The organism is Bacillus salipaludis (assembly GCF_004358205.1).
In genome coordinates this window covers 425,334-447,480 of sequence record NZ_SMYO01000003.1, presented here as the reverse complement: position 1 = coordinate 447,480, position 22,147 = coordinate 425,334, and the positions used below count along the sequence as shown (strand labels likewise).

The window sequence follows — 22,147 nt, the reverse complement described above, 5'->3', positions numbered from 1 at the left end:
TACCCAAAACGGGGCAGACCCTCTAATCAAATCAATGACCGACTTCAGCGTTATCGACATGTTTGATATGATTATGATTTAATGCAATAAAGATAACTGATAATAAAACAAACGCTGCACCAACATAGAACGGTGTACTAGGGTTATACCATTCAGCCAATTTTCCTGCGAAATAGGGAGCAATTGCTCCACCAATAAAACGTAAGAAACTGTATGCAGCAGATGCAGTAGAGCGCTCAACAGGAGCAGAATTCATCACGGCAGTTGTAATTAAAGTGTTGTTATTTCCCAATAATGCTCCAGCAAAAATAACCGCTGCAATTATCACCCATTGTGTAGAGGTCCAGATTCCCATGATTGCTAACACAATTGCGAATATGGTTAACATGAAACACATGGATTTAACGGTTCCAAATCTTCTTTGAAGAATTGGTGCCATAAAGACGGAAGTAACGGCAAGCAAAATTCCCCAGCCAAGGAAAACAAAACCGATTCCATGTTCATCCAATCCCATAACAAATGGAGCAAAAGCAAGCAGTGTAAAGAAGCCAAAGTTGTATAAAGCAGCTGCAATACCAAAAACCAATAAAGAACGATGCTTTAATGCTTTAAATGGATCCTTTAAAGATGTTTTAGTTTGAGAAACATTTTTCGGTTTAGCATTTGGCATTAAGGCAATAAGACCGATAAAAGCAATAACCATTAAAGAAGCTACACCTAAAAATGGACCTCTCCAAGACATGCCGCCGAGCCAGCCGCCAAGAAGCGGACCAACGGAAATTCCAAGCCCAATAGCTGCTTCGTATAAAATAATCGCCTTTGCAGTACCGCTGTTTGATAGTGAAACAATCGCTGCCAAGGCAGTAGCAACGAATAAGGCATTTCCAAGACCCCAGCCGCCGCGTAATCCAACAAGTGCCCAAATATTATTTGATAACCCGCCAAGAGCTGAAAAAATGGCAATAATAACGATACCGGAGAGGAGTGTCCATTTGATGCCGAGTCGGGAAGAAATCATTCCAGTGACCAACATGGCCACAGCCATAACAGCATTGTAGCTTGTGAATAGAAGAGTGGTTTGACTTGGTGTTGCATGGAGTTTTTCACTTATGGTAACAAGAATTGGGTCAACAAGGCCTAACCCCATGAAGGCAATAATACAGGCAAAAAAAACAGCCCATACTGCTCTTGGTTGACTTAGTAAACCTGCCTTAGCTTCTACATTTGAGGCCGATTTTGTCGGCGAAGAAGCAACAGATTCTGGTGATGATGACATATACATTTCCCCTTTGTTTATATTTAATTTTATGAAGATTAAAGAAGGCCTTTAAATGAATTTCGAATAACATCCCCGCGGCTAATAATCCCAACTAAAACTCCATTTCGTTCAACTGGAACTTTTTTAATTTGTTTTTTTCCTAAAACAGCCGCAATATTCTCCATTTCCTCATCCCAAGAAACCTTATAAACCTTCTTTTGGGCAATTTCCATTACGTTTAACGCCAAGATTCTTCGTTCTCTTTCCTCGAATTCCTCATTATCCCCTTTGATGACGAATGCATAATAGAAAGAGTCAACGATTCGGTCTTCATGTTTTCCAATAAATCTTAGAATATCCCCGTCACTGATATAACCAACAATTTCATTCCTGTCATTTACAATTGGAAGACCGCTGATTCCAAATTCAATAAATTTCTCAATCACAGACCGGACTGTGTCTGTATCCTTTACTTTGTGTACTTGACTAATCATGATATCGTGAGCTTGCATCTAACCCCTCCTTGTACATAGATTCCCATGTTAAACAAGTTGTATAATAAAAGTATATGTTTGTATTATACAACCATTTTTATTCCTGTCAATAGTGTATTCTAATTGATGGAGAATATTTACAGTTTCAGTTCGACTATAGATAATTGATTCCAAAATAATATTCCGTGTGGTACGATGTTGATAAAGAATTGATAAAGCGGGGTGGATATATATGGGAGATCATTCAGTGGTAACCATAGATCTTGAGCTGGCAATCCTAATCCGCCGAGTGACTTCGGCAAATAGAAATATTGGGCATCTTGATCGTTCCGCCTATCTTTTATTACATAGGATTATTTCAAAAGGACCCGCAGGAGCAAAGGTCCTTGCGGATGAATTCCAGTTGGATATTTCTACGGTAAGCAGGCAGACGGCTGCCCTTGAACAAAAAGGATATGTATACCGAATACCGGACCCATTGGATGGCAGGGCTTACACCCTTCAGATAACGGAATTAGGGAAAAAGGAATTTTTTGAGCATCAGGAAGCACGAATTGAAAGAATCAGTGAAGTTTTAGAGGAATGGTCGGCAGAAGAACGAGAATTATTCGGACAGCTTTTAAGAAAATACAATCGTTCCTCAAGAAAATAAACCAAACAGTGCATGGCATTGTTTGGTTTTTTTATTTTCTTTCCTCGTATTTTAATAGCGATTTTTTTAAAAGAGGTTTTATAGACAAAATTTCCAAGACTAAGTGTAAAGTGTCCATTTAACAAATAAAAAAGGAAGCACATCAATAGCTTACTACCATGATTGTACTAACGCAGCAAATTGATTAATGGTCGTTGAGTTAGAAATCCGTACCCGCCTCATGAGCAGCATTTCGTCTGGCTCACCTGTTTCAATAAATTCTCCCGGTTTAGTAGTTGTTGCATATTGATAGTATTTCTTTGCCTCTTCGACAACAGCGCGATCAACATGACCGAAGGGATAGGCAATGGCTATTACAGGTTTCCCGGTAACCTGTTCGATTTTTTCCTTTGAGCTTTTAAGCTCTTCTTCCAAATTTGTCACCATGGGCAGATCAGCATGTGACATCGTGTGAGACTGAATGGAGAAAATACCGGAATCCACCATTTCTCTTATATCAGCAGAAGATAGCCGCGTAGGAGTTTTATCAATCGACCCAGCAATAACATAATCGGTCGCAACCGGATGAAAGGTGTCATCCTGTAATTTTTGCAGGACCCATAAAGCATTTAGATTATTTTTCATTCCGTCATCAAAGGTAACTAGAACTGGCTTATTTACTTTATTGACCTCGCCCCAGCGTTCAAAAGTCAGGAAGGAATAGCCGTGATCCTTTAAATAGCGCATCTGATCTTCAAAATTAGCGGGAGAAACAAATAATTCCCGCAGTCCAATACCATTATAATTATCAATGGCATGATACATCAAAATCGGGACATGCTGTTGGAAGGTTAAAGTAGATTTTGCAATAAGCTTATCTAAACCATCCCCCTGAACGGCATAGACCGCCACTTGGTACTCACCGCGTTTTCCTGAAAATTCATTTGTATTAAACTCGAATGAAAAATCACTGGCGGCGTCAGCAGAAGAAAAGGTTTTCCTGTCTTGCGGGCCGTCAGCTGTACGCCAAATATGGTAACGAATTTCTTGAACATTTTCCTTAAGATCTTCTGTAGTAATGATTGCATTTGTAGATTCAAAAGTAATAGGACTTATAGAAATAGTGGCTCTCGGTTGAAAAATAGGCCGATTGTCCACTTCCGGAAAAGAATCATTTTGGATCCTTAACCGCGCTTTCGAAGAATGGCCTATCTGTTTATTTTCTTTGCCCATTTTAGCGTTGGCCTCTTTTAAGCTGCAGCCGGCAAGAATTATAGTGGAAATCAGTGCGAAGACAACTAATTTGTTCATGTAATTCATCCTTGTAATATAGTAATCTCGGTGATAATCATATCATTTTCGTAGGAGGAGGGATATTTTGAATTCCAGTTTTTAATAGGCAAGGGGATCCAGTTCCATCGTAGAGGGAGCTGGACCCATTTTTTACCCTTTCCCTTCATTAATGGTCCGAAAGATTTGTGTATACATACTTCCTTGAACAACATTTTCTAAAAAGAACTCACTGATTAATTTTAAGTATTCCTCATCGTCAAACATTTTTTTGTTCTGTAATTCCATTTCTGCCAGCCCCTCATAAGTGGAAAAAAAGGAATACGTATGATCTTTTCCCGAAATCGGTGTTAAGATTTCTACTTGATGATTATAATTTTCGTTCCTAAATTTTTTAATTTCTTTTAAATTTTCAATGGCTTCTTTAAATTTGTCTTGTTTTATTTCAAACGTTTGGTAAACAAACACAGACATTGTTTAACCCCCTAGAAAATGTTGAACAGACATAAGCTTAACGTTTCCAAAAACCTTTTTAATATGCGGGAGAAAAAATTTGTATTTTCATTTGTGACATGGTAAACAATACACCTAATCTAATAGAAATTCATAGGAGGATTAATTGTTCACTATCTTCCTGGAGAAATTCAGGAAAACATATTAGTAGGACGGTGAATATATTTGGATACATACTTATTGTTGATGACAGTCATCTCGATTCTCATTGTCGTGGTCGGAGTATCGGTTTTTAAGTGGCATGCATTTATTAGTTTACTTGTAGCCAGTATGTTTTTAGCGCTAGTAGCGGGAGTGCCGCTTGATAAAATTGTTGCAGCCTATGAGACAGGAGTTGGCGGTGTTTTAGGACACTTAATTGGGATCCTTGCCTTAGGAACCATATTGGGTAAAATGATGGCCGACACAGGTGCAGGGACACAAATAGCAGAATTTTTTATTCGAGCATTTGGAGTTAAGAACCTGCCATGGGCGATGTTACTATCTGGTTTTATTATCGGTATTCCCGTATTTTTTGAAGTAGGAATTTTAATTTTATTACCATTGGTCATTTCCATTTGGAAAACATCAAAGCAAAATATTTTACTAATCGCACTGCCGTGTATTACAGGTTTATCTATTGTTCACGGCCTTGTCCCGCCGCACCCAGGGGCATTAGCAGCCATTAGTATTTATAAAGCCAATCTTGGAAAAGTCTTAATCTATTCTCTCGTTGTGGCAATTATACCGGCAATCCTCGCAGGCCCGATATTTGCAAAATGGGTTCATAAACGGGTGATTCCAGAAGGAGAGCCTGAATTAATTAAAATTGAAACCAGGTCCACCTCCTTACCTGGAACGGGGATATCCTTTTTTATTATCCTTCTTCCGGTTATTTTGATGGTTTTATCGGCTGTAGCACCATATTTGGGATTGACTCCAGGGTTAATGAAATTTTTTACTTTTATCGGCAGTCCGATTATTGCGCTTCTCATTTCCGTTTTTGTGGCTTATTATTTTCTCGGGATGCGCAAGGGAATGGACCGAGGCCTGATTAAAAAATTAACCGAAGAATGCCTGCTCCCAATTGGATCGATTGCGCTCATTATTGGTGCAGGTGGGGGATTTAAAGGGATTTTAATTGAGAGTGGGGTAGGGGATACCATTGCTAAAATGGCAAATAATTTATCCTTGTCACCATTGGTGCTTGCTTTCATCATTGCGGGTTTAATCCGAATTGCTACGGGTTCTGCAACCGTCGCACTCACCACTGCAGCCGGAATTGTCTCACCGGTCATTCAGCATATGTCGGGGGTTAACCTTGAATTGCTGGTTATTGTGACAGGTGCAGGTTCCTTAATGTTTTCGCATGTGAACGATGCCGGCTTTTGGATGGTAAAAGAGTATTTAGGATTAAGTGTGGTAGAAACCTTTAAAACGTGGACCGTGTTAGAAACGATTCTTTCATTTGTAGCGTTTGCTGTAGCAATGATACTAGATACATTCCTTTAGGTAGTTTTTTACAAGAAATAGAAAATGATTTCAGCAAAAAACCCTTCGATTTTCCATCGAAGGGTTTGATTTTTAATGATTATCTCGTTTCCTCCCAATCTGTATACGTACCGCTGCCCTGACAGCCTGGGCATTCAAAGGAATTGAAATAAGCAAATTCATTATAGGGATAAACGGTGTAGCCTCTGCCTTGGCAATCAGGACATTTGCCTTGGTCTTTCATGTTGGAGACAAAATTTTGGTATTTATTTTCTCTCCATTGATTATAGGAGTTGAGTAATCCCATTTCCATCACCTCAGTTTTTCATTAGTATGAGTAAAAAATGGAATATTTATGCTTGTATTTTTCCTTTAAAAACAGAATCCGTTATAATAATTAGATTCCATTGCAGAGAATTTTACTTAATTGTTATAATGATTCATATCTTAAAAAGCAATCCTCTTATTAATAGTTTATGTATTAATACTTAAGTTTGTGAAATAAAATTCGACAAAATTCGGGTGGTGCCAGGCACTATGAAAACTATTCTTAGTCTCGCTAAATTATTTGAAGAAAAAAATATCTCTTATCAATTTGTTGGTCCAACTTCCTTGGCTATACAGGGAATTCAGATGGAAAGTTCGAAATCTATTTTTATTGATGTCCAATGGGATGCGCTTGAACAGGTTTATGCTTTGTTTCTAGATGATTTGCCTTCTGAGATTAAAAAAGATGTCAAAAGTGCTTCGTTCACTTTTGGTTACAATGAAAATAGGGTACATATTCATTGCGAATATAATACAACTATCCGAACCAACCCTTACCGAATTGCGGTAGAAATAGAGGAAGTAATGGTTTGGTGCTTATCATTTTATACATACTTGAATAACCCCAAAGTTAATCCGGTGCTAGCTGAAAAAGTTCATTCTTATCTCTTAAATAATCAAAAACAAATGACAAAAGCCAATCAGAGGGCATGGAATCAAAATAATTACGAAGCATTAATCAATCGATATGGAGAGCCTGCCAATGCTGCGATAAAAATAATAGAGAATCCGGAATGGCGTCTGCATCCATTTTTAAAATATATGGGGGATCTAAAAGATAAAAAAATCCTTCATTTAATGGGATCGAACGGGGTTAAGGGGGTAGCCCTTTCCTTATTGGGGGCAAATGTAACGATTGTTGATTTTTCTGTGGAAAATGAACGTTTTGCTAAAGAAGTAGCCCGAGAAGCAGGAGTTACACTAGAGTATGTAGTCTCAGATGTCTTAAACCTTTCAGATCTCATTCAAAACGAAGATTATGACATGGTCTTACTGGAATTAGGGGTATTACATTATTTTATTGACTTACATCCGTTATTTTCAACCATTTATTCCAAGCTTTCTAAAGGTGGAATCTTTATTCTTCATGAATTTCATCCCATCTCAACAAAGCTCATTACTTCAAGCGGGAAGAAACATAAAGTGACGGGGAATTATTTTGATCCGTCATTAGAAGAAGTCAATGTCGCTTTTTCGAAGCATATGGGTTCCGAACACCAGACGGAGCTTTCGAAGTCATTACAGCGGAAATGGATGTTAGGGGAAGTAGTAACTGCTGTAGGGCAAAACGGCCTTCGAATAACGGTATTAGAAGAAGAACCTAATCACAAAATCCATGATATTGGCTTACCGAAAACGTACACCTTAGTAGCGGGCAAATCTTAAAACCAAAAGGTGGTGTGCAATAAAATTTTGCACACCGCCTAATTTTTATTCGATATTCAGTTTCTTCATTCGATACTGCAGACTTTGTCGGCTTAGCCCAAGTAATTTTGCTGTTCTAGAGATATTATCATCATTCTTTTTCAAAACATGTTCGATGTAAGACTTTTCAAATAACTCCATCTGTTCCTTCAATGGAACAGCAACTTCCTCATTGCGGTTAATAAAGGTTTCAACGGAGGAAATTGGAATCATCCGTTCTTTTAACTGCATTTTATTCCGATATTGATAAGGAAGATGAATATAGCGGATTAATTCCTCATCCATCATATTGTTCATTGCCGCTTCAATAACATGTTCAAGCTCACGAACGTTACCAAACCAGTCATATTCAAGAAAGGATTCCTGTACCTCTTCGTGCAATCCTTTTACATTCATATGGAATCGTTTATTATATTTTTGAATAAAATGCTCGACGAGTAATGGAATATCATCTTTCCGTTCCTTTAATGGAGGGATAAAAACAGTTACGACCCCAAGCCTGTAATAAAGGTCCTTACGCATATGATTATTGGCAACCGCATCAATCGGATCTTCGTTAATATTAGCGATGACACGGACATCCACTGGAGTATCCTTTGTATCCCCAATCCTTCTTATTGTTTTTTCCTGAAGAACGCGCAATAATTTTGCTTGCAGATTCATATTTAAGGAATTAATTTCATCCAGCAGCAGAGTTCCGCCATTTGCTTGTTCAAATAGTCCTGGGGTATCCATTGCACCTGTAAACGCCCCGCGTTTTGTCCCAAAAAGCAAACTTTCGATTAAATTATCAGGCAGAGCCGCACAGTTCTGGGAAATGAATGGACCTGATAAGCGGTTACTGCCGTTATGGATGCTTTGCGCAAAAAGCTCTTTCCCAGTTCCGGTTTCACCGACAATTAACACATAGGAAGAGGTACGCGTTGCCCGCTTTGCACTTTCAATGACTTCTCTGATTGCCGGACTTTCCCCAATAATACTATCAAAGGTAAAACTTGGTGCACCCTTACCATTCATATTTCCCTTCATAAGGCGCTCAAGCTTTGTGATATCATTTGCAATTTCTACTGCACCTTGAATATCTCCGTCGGTATAAATTGGAATCGTGTTATTGATGGTTGAAATTTCTCGTCCCTTATTATTAAAGTAGGTTTGTTTTACATTTTTCGTTTCCTTACCTTCTTGTAAAGCTTTTACGAGTGTACTAGATTGATTATCCTTGAACCGGAAAACATCTAATAGATTTTTATGAATAACGTCTTGGATATCCATCGATTCCATTTGCATCATTTTTTTGTTATAGATAATGGTTTTTCCCGAACCGTCCACGGCATGAACACCAACATCCACTTCATCCAAAATCTGTTTGTACATCTGATTTACATATTCTAAGTATTCAATAGATTTTTTCTCCATAGTCATTCCCCTTGCTTCTTTCTCTATGATTCTATATTAACGGAAAAATAGGTGATACGCAAAATATTTTTGCGTTTAAGTGATTGAAAAATCAATATATGCAAAATAATATGGCGCTCAAAAAGCTGAAACCCTTTTCAAACCGCAAAAAATAAAGTTGGCACGAAACTTGCATATTAATTTAATGCAACGAAATGAAAGGGGAAATATAACATGACAGTAGCTACAACACAAAAATCATCTAACATTATTGAGCAAACACAAAAATATGGTGCTAATAACTACCATCCACTGCCAATCGTAATTGCGAAGGCTGAAGGAGTATGGGTAGAAAACCCAGAAGGTATTCGATACATGGATATGCTTAGTGCGTATTCAGCAGTAAACCAAGGACATCGTCATCCAAAAATCATTCAAGCATTAAAAGACCAAGCAGACCGTGTAACACTAACATCACGTGCATTCCACAGTGATCAACTTGGTCCATGGTATGAAAAAGTAAGTAAATTAACTGGTAAAGACATGGTATTGCCTATGAACACTGGTGCAGAAGCAGTGGAAACTGCTTTAAAAGCAGCTCGCCGCTGGGGCTACGATGTAAAAGGAATTGCTGAAAATCAAGCGGAAATTATTGCGTGCATTGGCAACTTCCACGGACGTACAATGGGTGCGGTAAGTATGTCATCTGATGCAGAATATAAGCGCGGATTCGGGCCAATGCTTCCAGGAATTAAATTAGTTCCATATGGTGACCTTGAAGCATTAAAAGCTGCAATTACTCCAAATACAGCTGCATTTATCATCGAGCCTATTCAAGGGGAAGCAGGAATCATTATCCCACCACAAGGTTTCTTAAAAGCAGCATCTGAACTATGTAAAGAAAACAATGTATTATTCATTGCAGATGAAATTCAAGCAGGTCTTGCTCGTACAGGTAAAATGTTTGCAGTTGAATGGGAAGAGGTAACTCCAGACATGTTGATTTTGGGTAAAGCACTTGGAGGCGGGGTATTCCCAATTTCCTGTGTGGTTGCAAACTCAGATGTATTAGGCGTATTTAACCCAGGTTCACACGGATCTACATTCGGTGGAAACCCACTTGCATGTGCTGTATCCATAGCAGCCTTAGAAGTACTTGAAGATGAGAAATTAGCTGAACGTTCTTTAGAATTAGGTAACTATTTCATTGAAAAATTAAAAACCATCAACAATCCAATGATTAAAGATGTTCGAGGAAGAGGATTATTTATTGGGGTTGAATTAACAGAAGAGGCAAGACCATATTGCGAACAATTGAAAGAAGAAGGTCTCCTTTGTAAGGAAACACATGATACAGTAATTCGCTTTGCCCCACCGCTTATTATTTCTAAAGAAGAAATCAATTGGGCATTCGAAAAAATTGAAAAAGTATTATCTAAATAATTTTATTTGTTAAACCAATACCATTACATTTATAGAGGTGTCAATCATGACCGCAAATACTGTGATAGATCAAATGACAAAAGAACAACAACAAGAAGAAGAAGCATTAAATTTGTTCTACTCAACCCAAACAGTGATTCAAAAAGCACTTTCAAAATTAGGATATACAAACGAAATGTTCGAGTTATTAAAAGAGCCAATTCGTTTATTAACTGTGCGCATTCCAGTAAGAATGGATGATGGAACTGTTCAAATTTTTACTGGTTACCGCTCCCAGCACAATGATGCAGTGGGTCCAACCAAAGGCGGCGTGCGTTTCCACCCAGAGGTAAATGAAGAAGAAGTAAAAGCACTGTCAATTTGGATGAGTTTAAAATGTGGAATCACCAACCTTCCATATGGAGGAGGTAAAGGCGGTATTATCTGTGATCCCAAAAAAATGTCATTCAGAGAGCTTGAACGCTTAAGCCGTGGCTATGTACGTGCAATCAGCCAGATCGTAGGACCTACAAAAGATATTCCAGCACCAGATGTTTATACAAACTCACAAATCATGGCTTGGATGATGGATGAATACAGCCGCTTACGCGAGTTTGACTCTCCAGGATTTATCACAGGTAAACCATTAGTGCTTGGTGGTTCACAAGGACGCGAAACTGCAACGGCAGCTGGTGTTACAATGTGTGTTAAAGAAGCAGTTAAGAAAAAAGGTATGGCTCTTGAAGGCGCACGCGTTGTTATTCAGGGGTTCGGAAACGCTGGAAGCTTCCTTGCAAAATTCATGCATGACGCAGGTGCAAAAGTTGTTGGCGTTTCGGATGTGTATGGTGCTATTTATGATGAAAACGGTCTTGATATTAATGATCTGTTAGATCGTAGAGATAGTTTCGGAACATTCTCTCAGCTATTTAAAAATACGATTACAAATGAAGAATTACTTGAATCAGATTGTGATATTCTTATCCCTGCTGCAATTTCAAACCAAATTACTGCTCACAATGCAGATAAAATTAAAGCTTCGATTATTGTAGAAGCAGCGAACGGACCAACTACACTTGAAGCAACAAAAATTTTAACTGAACGTGGCGTTCTTCTTGTTCCAGATATTCTTGCAAGTGCCGGTGGTGTAACTGTTTCTTATTTCGAATGGGTACAAAATAACCAAGGTTATTATTGGTCAGAAGAAGAAGTTGAAGAGAAGCTTGAAAAAGTAATGGTCGAATCGTTTGAAAATATCTACCAAGCTGCTCAAACTCATCAGGTAGATATGAGATTAGCAGCATATATGGTAGGAATTCGAAAAGTTGCAGAAGCATCACGCTTCCGTGGCTGGGTATAAGAGTCGGTTTAACATTGTATGTAAAAATATATAATGCTCTTTCCTTTTGTTTGGAAGGAGCATTTTTTTTGCAGTAATGTGCAAAAATATTTATATAAACGCAAAGAAATTTGGCGCATTTTGTCGAAAAAGTTCATAAATCAAACAATTATAGTTGGCATGAAACTTGCATATTTAAAAGAGAAATAGTGATAAATTAACAAGAATTGGCTCTTGCGCATTTTTTCAAATTAGCTTATTCTACTCATTGCAAGCAGGAACATTGAAAGCGTTCCCTATTGCATAGAATTGTCGCTATTTTCATTTTTTTTATCATATTGAAAGCGAATTCACATCAGGGATGAAAGGAGAAATTCTATGAATTTTCCAGAAAACAACAATCACGAATTAAAACGAACGATGAAGGCAAGGCATATTTTCATGATCTCCCTAGGGGGAGTAATCGGTTCTGGTTTATTCCTTGGATCTGGGTATACCATTAGCCAGGCAGGACCAACTGGTGCCATTCTTTCTTATATCGTAGGCGGATTTATAATGTTCTTAACGATGCTATGCCTTGGAGAACTATCGGTTGCCATGCCAGTTTCCGGTTCGTTTCAAACCTATACCACTAAATTTATTGGTCCCGGAACTGGGTTTGCACTTGGATGGTTGTATTGGTTAGGATGGGCAGTAACAGTTGCTTTGGAATTACTATCTGCCGGTCAGATGATGCAAAGATGGTTTGCTGATACACCAGTTTGGATTTGGAGTGCTGTTTTTGCAATCATCCTATTCGCTCTAAATGCACTTTCCGCACGTGCATTTGCTGAAGCTGAATTTTGGTTTGCAAGCATAAAAATTGCTGCCATTGTTTTATTTATTGTGTTAGGTGGAGCAGCGATGTTTGGATTAGTCCATATGAAGGGCGGAACGCCTGCACCATTCTTATCAAATTTCACTGCACATGGACTTCTACCGCATGGTCTTACTGCTTTACTTATTACCATGATTACGGTTAACTTTTCGTTCCAGGGCACCGAACTGATCGGGATTGCAGCAGGAGAAAGTGAAGAACCCGAGAAAACTATTCCGCAATCAATTAAACAAACAGTTTGGCGTACACTTTTCTTCTTTGTATTAGCGGTTTTTGTTGTAGCAGGACTTATCCCAATGAATAAAGCAGGGGTAGTCGAAAGTCCATTTGTTGTTGTTTTTGATAGCATTGGTATCCCTTATGCAGCAGACATCATGAATTTTGTTATCCTGACTGCATTATTATCAGTTGCAAACTCTGGCCTTTATGCAGCAACTCGGATGTTGTTTGCGATGTCAAAAGAGAAAATGACTAGCCCCGCTCTTACGAAAGTTTCTAAACGCGGTGTTCCAATTAACGCACTTGTCATTACGATGGTTATTGCACTATTATCTTTATTATCAGGATTTTTTGCTGAAGAAACTGTATTTTTATGGCTGCTTTCAGTAGCAGGCTTAGGCGCCCAAGTAGGCTGGATCTCTATCACAGCTTCGCAAATTGCTTTTCGTAGAAAGTTTATCCGTGAGGGTGGTAAAGTGGAGGACCTAAAATTCAGAACCCCGTTTTTCCCGCTTGTACCAATTTTAGGCTTAACATTAAACATTATCGTTCTTGCAAGTTTAGCGTTTGATAAGGATCAACGCTTGGCGCTTTACCTGGGAGTTCCGTTTGTCATTGCCTGCTACTTAATTTATCATTTCAAAATTAAGAAGAATCGTGAGCAGGATGGAACAGAAAGTCAAGAACTGCAGTTAAAAGAAAACAAAAAAATGGTTATATAAAATACAAAAAACGCTCATTTTGAGCGTTTTTTGTATTTTTATCATAAAGGAATGAAAAATATCAATACTAAGCTTGAGGTGATTTTGATGGGAAAATGGAACGAGCAGGCAGCAGCTAATAATAATTTACCACCAAAGACCATTCGTTCTTCTGAGATGCTATTAGGGAACAAAGCAAATCACGAGTTTTCCGAAGAGCTTTCAGATGGCGGGGAGAGGGATCAAAACATTCAAATTCTTGAAAATAGTCCAAAGAATCCAACCAAATAATGTTTTTAAAAGTGACGAACAAGAAAAATTCGTCACTTTTATTTTAAACAGATTAAAAGCAGGGCCAAAAATACGGCCCTGCTTTCTCTATCAATCTCCATTAAACATATCAAAAATGCCTTTGGCAATGCTGCCTTCATCTTTAGCGCCTCCGCGGGAAGGGGCTGCTGCAAACACACGGCTAGCAAGCCGGCTGAACGGCAGTGATTGAATCCAAACAGAACCCGGTCCACGCAAGGTGGCAAAGAATAAACCTTCGCCTCCGAACAAAGCTGTTTTGACTCCTTTTACAAATTCAATATCATATTGAACATTACTCGTTAATGCCACTAAACAACCGGTATCGACACGCAGGCTTTGACCAGGAAGTAGTTCTTTGCGAATTATCGTACCACCGGCGTGAACAAACGCTAGTCCATCGCCTTCAAGTTTTTGCATAATAAAACCTTCACCGCCAAAAAAACCAACCCCAATTTTTCGTTGGAATTCAATCCCTACAGTAACCCCTTTTGCAGCGGCTAAGAAAGCATCCTTTTGACAAATAATTTTACCGCCTAACTCACTTAGGTCCATCGGAATTACTTTTCCGGGATAAGGGGCTGCAAAGGAAACATGTTTTTTACCTACGCCTTGATTCGTAAAGGTAGTCATAAATAGACTTTCACCGGTCAGCATCCGTTTTCCGGCGCTGAATAGTTTGCCCATTAGGCCGCCACCGCCGCCGCTTCCATCACCAAAGATTGTCTCCATATGTATGTCATCTTCCATCATCATAAAGCTTCCGGCTTCAGCAATGACCGTTTCTTGCGGATCCAATTCTACCTCTACAAACTGCATGTCATCCCCATAAATTTTATAATCAATTTCGTGGTTATTCATGTCTATCCCTCCACTTTTCAAATCAAGCTTCCATCTTTATTGTAAAAGATTTAGGAAAGAAGTGCTAATAGAATTTGGAAAAATTGAACAAAAAAAGACGCCTTTCAAAGAAGGCGCCTTCTCGCGTATTGAGGCGAAGAACCACACTCCACATAGTGTGTTCCATGAAGGAATGTTCTTCGGCTTACACAACTCAGCTCATCGCTCTGTTATTATAGCATCTGCGAAAATAGAAAACAAGTGAAATTTTTTTGAAAAAAGTATTGCTAAAACCTTCGTGTTATCCTATATTCAAATAATCAGATATATAAAAATAAGAAGATAAGAAGGGTTCATATGTTGATTGACAAAAGATTCCATCATTATTCCATACGCAGTGTACCAAAAGATCTCATTTCGGGATTAATTGTAGGCGTCATCGCGATTCCTTTAGGAATGGCGTTCGCCATCGCTTCAGGGGTGAAGCCGGAGTATGGAATCTATACGACGATTGTCGCAGGGATCCTTATCTCCTTATTAGGCGGTTCGAAGTATCAAATTGGCGGTCCGACCGGAGCATTTATTCCGATTCTTTTCGGAATTGTCATGACTTATGGCTATGAAAACCTGATAATTGCTGGATTTTTAGCCGGGATTATGCTGACATTGATGGGGATTTTTAAGCTGGGCTCGCTCATCAAATACATTCCGCGTCCAGTCACAATTGGTTTTACCACCGGGATTGCCGTAACGATTTTTACAGGGCAGGTGGCAAGCTTTTTAGGGCTTTCGGGAATCAAAAAACATGAAGAGTTTATTCTCAACCTTAAGGAAATCTTTGTTCATCTTGGTACTGCCAATTTTTACAGTATTTTAACAGCTGGGATTTGCTTGATCACAATTATATTGACTCCAAAGATCGTGCCAAGGGTGCCCGGCCCGCTGATTGGTTTAGTCGTATCCACCCTTGCGGCAACATTTTTTTATCCTGGTCAAGTAGCGACAATTGGAACATCCTATGGGGAAATCCCTAGTACATTGCCACAAATTCAGATTCCACATTTAAGTGTGGAAATGATTGTGAAATTGTTAAAACCGGCCTTTGTCATTGCCATGCTTGGCGGGATTGAATCTCTATTATCTGCTGTTGTTGCGGATGGAATGACAAATAGCCGCCATAACAGCAATAAGGAACTGATTGGGCAGGGAATAGCTAATATGATAACGCCATTATTTGGTGGAATTCCGGCAACCGGGGCTTTGGCCCGAACAGCAACCAATATAAAAAATGGAGCTGTTTCACCGCTTTCCGGGATTATTCATGGGATCGTGGTTTTACTTGTGCTCTTATTTTTTGCCCCCCATGCATCCTATATCCCGCTAGCGAGTATGGCGCCGATTTTAATGGTGGTTGCCTGGAACATGAGTGAAAGAAAAGTGTTTTCCCAAATATTTAAAACAAAATCGATGGATTCTTTAACCTTGCTCGTTACTTTTCTATTAACGGTTTTTGTCAATTTGACAACTGCGGTGGAAGTAGGTCTTGTAATGTCAGCGCTTATCTTTGTGAAGAGGATGAGTGATGTAACGGTTACGGCAAAGGCTTTGCCAAACCGCGAGCATAAGCATGAAAAAGTGGATACAAATATGGTGACGGATACACATGATTGTCCGCAAATTAGTATTTTTAATGTGGAGGGACCATTGTTTTTCGGGGCAGCTCAAACCTTTGAAAAAACAATCATGAGTACGATTAACTACCGTCCAGGAATCCTTTTATTGCGAATGGGACGGGTTCCATTTATGGACACAACGGGTGAGGCGATTTTAGCCAGTATTGTCCGTCATTTTTCAAAAAGTGGTATAGTTATCATATCAGGTCTGAATGCACAGCCGGAAAGAGTTCTACAGAAGACCGGCCTCTATCAAATGATTGGAGAGGATCATTTCTTTGAGCATACAGGTGAAGCGATTCAGTACGCCCTCATACAGATTAACAAAAACAAATGTTTAGGCTGTAAACATTTTGCCTTTAGGGAGTGTAGTAAGTTATCTGCTTCTGGGGCTGCAGAAGGTAGGAAAAAGTTATCGGCTACCTTCTAGAAAGGAGTGGAAAATTTGAATTTAGAAATGCAGCAATTTAAAGCGGAGTTTTTCAAGGCGCTTGCCCACCCATTACGAATCCGCATTTTAGAACTGTTAGCTGAAGGGGATAAAAATGTTAATGAAATTCAAACCTTAGTTGGCAGTGAAGGATCCGCTGTTTCCCAGCAGTTGCAGGTTTTAAGGGCAAAAAATATTGTCTCAGGGACAAAAGAAGGAAATAAAGTGATTTATACCCTAAAAGATCCTATGATTATTGAATTATTAGCTGTAGCTCGTCAAATCTTTAATAACCACCTTGTTGATACCATCTCTATATTAGATAAATTTAAAGATGGAGAAGAAGAGTTGACGCTCACGCCGAAGAATTAAGTTCTTCGGCGTTTTCCTATTTATAGCTCAAATATTATTCGACAATTTCCTTCTCTTTTATTTTCATTACCCTGTCCTTTTAGAAGATTTAATGAGGTAATAAACAATGGAATAGGAACGATTTACTGCGATGGATGTAGGATATTGTAGATTTGTGTCAACTGTTCCTTTCTTGACAATATACCTAATAAATGTTAAATTTTAATCAGCCGTTGCACGAGATTAGATTTATGCAAAAGCTTGTTCAAAGTTTTAACCGAAGTTTGGATAAGAAAGTGAAAGTAAAGCTATCACGTTGTAATTTGGTGAATTTTACACATGGTTTCTATGGAGGCCAATAGGAGGATTTTTTTACATGAAAAACGGTAAAGTAAAATGGTTTAACTCTGAAAAAGGTTTCGGATTCATCGAAGCTGAAGACGGAAACGACGTATTCGTTCACTATTCTGCAATCCAATCTGAAGGTTTCAAAACTTTAGAAGAAGGTCAAGAAGTTTCTTTCGAAGTAGTTGAAGGAGCTCGTGGACCACAAGCTGCTAACGTAACTAAAAAGTAATTTAACGAAACCAATTCCAACAGTCCGGTAGATTTATCGGGCTGTTTTTTATTTTTGGTGAATGTTCTGGGTGTTATTGAAATACCATCCAGTTTGGGTGGGTTACTTTCCAGTTTGGTCAAAATACTTTCTACTTAATACATTTTATTTTCCAGTTTAGTTAAAATACTTTCCATTCCCACTCACCATCAAGCCATCCACAAAACCTTCATTTCCTTCTTAGATTTCCCAAACTATTACATATGGTATTTTGCTATAATAGTAGTATTGAAATCTAGCTAACGGGGTGAAAAGAATGAAGTTTATCCATACTGCCGACTGGCATTTAGGGAAATTGGTGCATGGCGTCTATATGACCGAGAATCAGCGCGAAATTCTTGAACAGTTTGTGCAAGTTGTTGCTGAAGAACAGCCGGATGCCGTTGTAATTGCTGGAGATTTATATGACCGGTCCGTCCCGCCAACAGATGCCGTCGAATTATTAGATCAAATCCTTTTTAAAATCAATGTCGAACTGAAAACGCCGATTGTCTCAATTGCAGGAAATCATGACAGTGCAGAGCGGCTCTCATTTGGAAGTTCATGGTACAAGCATAGTCAATTTTATTTATCAGGGAAACTAACCAATACGTTTACACCAGTCCAAGTGAATGGTGTTAATTTTTATCTTGTACCCTATGCAGAACCTGGTGTCGTCCGTCAGCTTCTGGAGGATGATTCAATCCATTCCCACCATGATGCAATGAAGGCACTCATCGGTAAAATGGAGGAAACGTTAAATCCAAACGAACCGAACGTTTTGGTCGGGCATGCCTTTGTGTTGGGAGGAAAGACATCGGACTCTGAACGAGTATTATCTGTCGGCGGTTCCGGTTGTGTCGGTGCGGAACTATTTGAACCCTTTTCCTATACCGCACTTGGACATCTTCATAGTCCTGATGCGATTAACCACCAAAAGGTGAAATACTCAGGCTCACTTCTAAAATATTCTTTTTCTGAAGCGAAACAAAATAAATCTATTTCCATTATTGAAATGGATGACAAAGGTCAGTTTACACATCGTTACCGTTCGTTAACCCCTACACATGATATGCGGGAGCTTGAAGGACATCTGGACGAATTATTAGACCCTTCATTTTACGAAAAACAACGTGTCCATGATTATTTGAAAATATCGTTATTAGATGAAGGGGCATTAATCGACCCGATTAATAAATTGCGCCAGGTATACCCAAATGTGCTGCATCTTGAACGGAAAATCGATTTAACGGATATGAAGAAAAAACAATCCTACAATGCAATGCAAGGGGATAAAAAATCAGAGATTGAATTATTCGAGCAATTTTATAACGAAATGACTTCAGCCGAATTTACAAACGACAAAAAGTCGGTTATGGCTGAAGTGATTGAAAAAGTTTTAAAAGAGGAGGGAGCGAAATGAAGCCAATAAAACTAACGATGCAGGCCTTTGGGCCATATGCGGGTTCTGAGTCGATTGACTTTAAGGAGCTTGGCAATCGAACGATGTTTGTCATTTCAGGAAAAACCGGTTCGGGTAAAACAACCATTTTTGATGCTATCAGCTATGCGATCTATGGAAAAGCAAGCGGTGAAGACCGCAATGGACCGGAACTTCGCAGTCAGTTTGCATCGGATGAATTATTGACCGAGGTTTCACTTGATTTTTCCCTTCGAAACAAACGGTATTCGATTACACGCATGCCCCAGCAATTAAAAAAGAAAGAAAAAGGCGATGGCTATACGCAAATAGGTGCAAAAGCGGAGTTATTCATGGTAGATGAAACCGGTGAGAAAAAGCTGATTGCATCTAAAGTCAGTGATGTTGAGGAAAAAATTAAAGAAATCATGCTGATTGACAGCAATCAATTTCGCCAGATTTTGATGATTCCTCAAGGAGAATTCCGAAAACTGTTAACTTCTGATAGTAAAGATAAAGAAGTCATTTTGCAGCGGCTTTTCCATACACAGGTCTATAAATTGGTTGAGGAAAAACTTAAGAATGAAGCGGTTGAGCTGAAAAAATCTGTTGAGGAGCAGGTCAAAGCGAGAAATGAAGCAATTCACCGAATACATGCTGTAACCAATGAGGAGCTTCGTGAATACGTGGAAGCGGGAAGTGAGAATGACACGATCATCTTACCGATATTATTGAAGGAAATTGCCGGAATGGCGGAAGAACTTAAAAAATTGGAACAAGTAGTGAAGGAAAAAATACAGGAACAGGATGGGCGGAAGGCACAGCTTTTTGAGGCAGAAGCGATCCTGAAACAGCTTGAGACTAAGGAGAAGCTGCGGATTCGAAAAAACGAGCTGGAAGCAAAAGGAGATACTTTTGCGGGCAAAGAAAAACAAGTTGAAAAAGCGCGGAAGGCTGCACTTTTAGCAAAACAGGAGGAGCTTTGTCATCGTTTAAAGCGACAGATGGATGAAGCGAAAGATTCGGTTACTGCTATTCAAACCGAAATTGAAAAATTATCTACCCTTATCCAACAAAGTGAACGCAAGGTGCAAGCAGAACTCGAGCGGGAAGGGGAGCGTCAGGCTGCCCAGGAAGAAATCAATCATCTTGTTCACATGAAAGAGGATGTTTATTCCTTTGCAACACTCGATAAAGAGAAAAGACATATTGAAAACCAGCTGAAACTAAAGCAGGAAGAGCAGCAAAAAACAGAAAAGAAATTAGCGCACCTAGAAGAACAGTTCAAGTCTCTTTCTCAGCAAAAAGCGGAAATTGAAAAGGGTCAGATTGCCTTTGCAGAAAATAAAGGTCAATTGGATCGGCTTCAGTCAGAGATTGAACGTCTCATGAAATATGAAACAACACTGGTATTACATCAAAAAGCTGAAAATAATTTGAAGGTTGTAAAAGGGCGTTATGAAAACACATCTGCTCGATATTTAGATGCAAAGACTTATCTTGAAACCTTAGAGAATAAATGGATTCATGGGCAAGCTGCACTTTTGGCAGCAAAGCTTCATGAGGGAGAAGCCTGTCCAGTTTGTGGTTCCGAACATCATCCATCCCCTGCACCCTTTCATGAAGATTCTATTCCTAATGAACAAGATTTAAAGGCAGCTAAGGATCAGGTAACTCTATTAGAAAAGGATAAATCGAAGGATGAATCCAGTTACTACGAACGCCTTTCAGAAGAAAAAAGGCAACGGGAAGCATTGGATGAAATTCTCAAGGAAATACACTTTTATCGGGCCGATTTTACAGAGAATGATTTGAATGATGTGAAATCGGAGGTTACATTTGAAAAAGAGCGATTGGATCGGGTTCAGAAAAACCTTGGTGAACAAATCAAACTCCTTGGACAGGTGCAAGAGAATTTGGAGAAAGCGGAAACGGGAAAAACGGCCTTACAGAATGCTCTTCAACAACTTGCCAATGAGGTTATGGATCTAAGGGTTCGTTTTACAGCAAAGAATACTGATTTGACACGAATGATGAAAAGTATTCCAGAAAACCTTCGAACGGAAGCTGAGTATGAAAAGGCACTTACAGGTGCCAAGAAACTTCATGAGTCATTACTTCAACAGTTCGAGGCTGCTAAACAACAATTACAAGTAGTAAAGGAACGTCATTCCGCTGAATCTGCAAGATTAGTAGATGCTGAAAAAATTCTCACTGCAAAAGCGGCTGAACTTGATACAGAACGTGCAGCGTTCCTAAATCAGTTATCAGTGCAAGGTTTTGAAAAATGGGGAGATTATAGCGCAGCGAAACTATCAGATGGAGAAATCCAAGCTATTGAAATGGAAATCCGCGGTTACCGCGAGGATGTAAGATCCGTTACCGACCAATTCGAACAGTTACAGGGGCTATTGAAGGATGTTAAAACACCTGATGTTGCAGCTATAAGAGAGGACCTGGAAAAATTAGTCCAAGTGGTAGACCAATTGAATCATGATCGTACCGATTTTATTATGAAAAAGCGTGATAACGAAGAAATATATCAACGTATTGTCGGTTTGAATGAACAAATGAAGGTACTGGAAGAAAGGCATAAGCTGATTGGTCATCTTGCCGATATCTCTAGCGGAAAAAATACTTTCCGGATTACCTTTGAACGCTTTGTGCTTGCCGCCTTCTTAGATGATATTTTGAGAGAGGCGAATGTTCGTTTACGTAGGATGACATCTGGACGGTTCCATCTTAGTCGGAAAACGGACCGTTCGAAAGGGAATGTTCAAAGTGGCTTAGAGCTTTTAGTCTTTGACCAATATACAGGCCAGGAGCGTCATGTAAAAACATTATCTGGCGGGGAAAGCTTTAAGGCTGCACTTTCATTAGCATTGGGGCTTGCGGATGTCGTTCAAAACTACGCTGGCGGCGTTTCGTTGGAAACGATGTTTATTGATGAAGGGTTCGGAACTCTCGACCCTGAATCGCTCGATCAGGCAATTGAAGCGTTGATCGATATCCAAAGCAGCGGCCGGTTGGTTGGAATCATCTCCCATGTCCCTGAGCTAAAAGAACGGATTGATGCCAGACTCGAAGTAATTGCCGGTCAGACAGGAAGCAGGACGGAATTTGTGTTTATGAATTAATTTATGAATAGGAAACACCGTACTTTAAGCA

Annotated in this window: 19 protein-coding genes; 12 read left to right on the top strand and 7 right to left on the bottom strand. The window is 39.2% G+C overall.

Features of this window, described 5'->3' with window-relative positions:
• Positions 1 to 31: 31 nt before the first annotated feature.
• Both E2K98_RS07585 and E2K98_RS07580 read right to left on the bottom strand, forming a co-directional pair.
• Positions 32 to 1,276, bottom strand: coding sequence for an MFS transporter (locus tag E2K98_RS07585; RefSeq protein WP_133333635.1), 1,245 nt, complete (start codon positions 1,274 to 1,276; stop codon positions 32 to 34).
• Positions 1,277 to 1,314: 38 nt separating this feature from the next.
• Positions 1,315 to 1,770 carry a CBS domain-containing protein gene (locus E2K98_RS07580; protein ID WP_133333634.1) on the bottom strand — a complete coding sequence of 152 codons (456 nt, stop codon included), beginning with the start codon at positions 1,768 to 1,770 and terminating at the stop codon, positions 1,315 to 1,317.
• A gap of 214 nt (positions 1,771 to 1,984) precedes the next feature.
• On the opposite strand from E2K98_RS07580, the gene E2K98_RS07575 reads away from it, so the two are divergent.
• Complete coding sequence (locus E2K98_RS07575; protein ID WP_133333633.1) at positions 1,985 to 2,404, top strand: MarR family winged helix-turn-helix transcriptional regulator; 420 nt, start codon at positions 1,985 to 1,987, stop codon at positions 2,402 to 2,404.
• 153 nt (positions 2,405 to 2,557) lie between these two features.
• Here E2K98_RS07575 and E2K98_RS07570 read toward each other — a convergent pair whose 3' ends face one another.
• The gene (locus E2K98_RS07570; protein WP_407921207.1) at positions 2,558 to 3,694 is read right to left on the bottom strand and encodes a polysaccharide deacetylase family protein; all 1,137 of its coding nucleotides are present in this window, start codon (positions 3,692 to 3,694) and stop codon (positions 2,558 to 2,560) included.
• Between the two features lie 132 nt (positions 3,695 to 3,826).
• On the bottom strand, positions 3,827 to 4,147 hold the full coding sequence (locus E2K98_RS07565; RefSeq protein ID WP_133333631.1) for a hypothetical protein: 321 nt from the start codon (positions 4,145 to 4,147) through the stop codon (positions 3,827 to 3,829).
• A 204-nt stretch (positions 4,148 to 4,351) separates the two neighbouring features.
• Here E2K98_RS07565 and E2K98_RS07560 point away from each other — a divergent pair, with 204 nt between their 5' ends.
• Positions 4,352 to 5,677 (top strand): GntP family permease, encoded by a 1,326-nt coding sequence (locus tag E2K98_RS07560; RefSeq protein ID WP_133333630.1) that lies wholly within the window; start codon positions 4,352 to 4,354, stop codon positions 5,675 to 5,677.
• Between the two features lie 79 nt (positions 5,678 to 5,756).
• Here the strand turns inward: E2K98_RS07560 and E2K98_RS07555 are convergent, their stop codons facing one another.
• Positions 5,757 to 5,963 carry a DnaJ-like cysteine-rich domain-containing protein gene (locus E2K98_RS07555; RefSeq protein WP_026575151.1) on the bottom strand — a complete coding sequence of 69 codons (207 nt, stop codon included), beginning with the start codon at positions 5,961 to 5,963 and terminating at the stop codon, positions 5,757 to 5,759.
• A 230-nt stretch (positions 5,964 to 6,193) separates the two neighbouring features.
• Here E2K98_RS07555 and E2K98_RS31615 point away from each other — a divergent pair, with 230 nt between their 5' ends.
• A complete protein-coding gene (locus tag E2K98_RS31615; protein WP_235824743.1) occupies positions 6,194 to 7,369 on the top strand; it encodes a class I SAM-dependent methyltransferase in 1,176 nt (391 codons plus the stop codon).
• 45 nt (positions 7,370 to 7,414) lie between these two features.
• Here the strand turns inward: E2K98_RS31615 and E2K98_RS07545 are convergent, their stop codons facing one another.
• The gene (locus E2K98_RS07545) at positions 7,415 to 8,824 is read right to left on the bottom strand and encodes a sigma-54 interaction domain-containing protein (protein WP_133333629.1); all 1,410 of its coding nucleotides are present in this window, start codon (positions 8,822 to 8,824) and stop codon (positions 7,415 to 7,417) included.
• Between the two features lie 213 nt (positions 8,825 to 9,037).
• Between E2K98_RS07545 and E2K98_RS07540 the strand changes: the two genes are divergently transcribed.
• The 4 genes from E2K98_RS07540 (at position 9,038) to E2K98_RS07525 (ending at position 13,652) form a co-directional block, all read left to right on the top strand.
• Entirely contained in the window at positions 9,038 to 10,246 is a 1,209-nt protein-coding gene (locus tag E2K98_RS07540) for an ornithine--oxo-acid transaminase (RefSeq protein WP_133333628.1), read from the top strand.
• 73 nt (positions 10,247 to 10,319) lie between these two features.
• A complete protein-coding gene (locus E2K98_RS07535) occupies positions 10,320 to 11,585 on the top strand; it encodes a Glu/Leu/Phe/Val family dehydrogenase (RefSeq protein ID WP_235824759.1) in 1,266 nt (421 codons plus the stop codon).
• 357 nt (positions 11,586 to 11,942) lie between these two features.
• Complete coding sequence (locus tag E2K98_RS07530) at positions 11,943 to 13,382, top strand: amino acid permease (protein ID WP_133333626.1); 1,440 nt, start codon at positions 11,943 to 11,945, stop codon at positions 13,380 to 13,382.
• A gap of 87 nt (positions 13,383 to 13,469) precedes the next feature.
• A complete protein-coding gene (locus E2K98_RS07525; protein WP_133333625.1) occupies positions 13,470 to 13,652 on the top strand; it encodes a hypothetical protein in 183 nt (60 codons plus the stop codon).
• Between the two features lie 90 nt (positions 13,653 to 13,742).
• On the opposite strand, the gene E2K98_RS07520 is transcribed toward E2K98_RS07525, so the two are convergent.
• Positions 13,743 to 14,531: a TIGR00266 family protein gene (locus E2K98_RS07520; protein ID WP_133333624.1), complete on the bottom strand. Its 789-nt coding sequence runs from the start codon at positions 14,529 to 14,531 to the stop codon at positions 13,743 to 13,745.
• Positions 14,532 to 14,867: 336 nt separating this feature from the next.
• On the opposite strand from E2K98_RS07520, the gene E2K98_RS07515 reads away from it, so the two are divergent.
• The 5 genes from E2K98_RS07515 (at position 14,868) to E2K98_RS07495 (ending at position 22,116) form a co-directional block, all read left to right on the top strand.
• Positions 14,868 to 16,613, top strand: coding sequence for a SulP family inorganic anion transporter (locus tag E2K98_RS07515; RefSeq protein ID WP_133333623.1), 1,746 nt, complete (start codon positions 14,868 to 14,870; stop codon positions 16,611 to 16,613).
• Between the two features lie 15 nt (positions 16,614 to 16,628).
• Positions 16,629 to 16,985 (top strand): ArsR/SmtB family transcription factor, encoded by a 357-nt coding sequence (locus E2K98_RS07510; RefSeq protein WP_026575161.1) that lies wholly within the window; start codon positions 16,629 to 16,631, stop codon positions 16,983 to 16,985.
• A 355-nt stretch (positions 16,986 to 17,340) separates the two neighbouring features.
• Positions 17,341 to 17,541 carry a cold-shock protein gene (locus tag E2K98_RS07505; protein ID WP_026575162.1) on the top strand — a complete coding sequence of 67 codons (201 nt, stop codon included), beginning with the start codon at positions 17,341 to 17,343 and terminating at the stop codon, positions 17,539 to 17,541.
• Between the two features lie 295 nt (positions 17,542 to 17,836).
• Entirely contained in the window at positions 17,837 to 18,982 is a 1,146-nt protein-coding gene (locus E2K98_RS07500; protein ID WP_133333622.1) for an exonuclease SbcCD subunit D, read from the top strand.
• Entirely contained in the window at positions 18,979 to 22,116 is a 3,138-nt protein-coding gene (locus E2K98_RS07495) for an AAA family ATPase (protein ID WP_133333621.1), read from the top strand. The genes E2K98_RS07500 and E2K98_RS07495 overlap by 4 nt, the downstream gene beginning before the upstream one ends.
• The last annotated feature ends 31 nt before the right edge of the window (positions 22,117 to 22,147 follow it).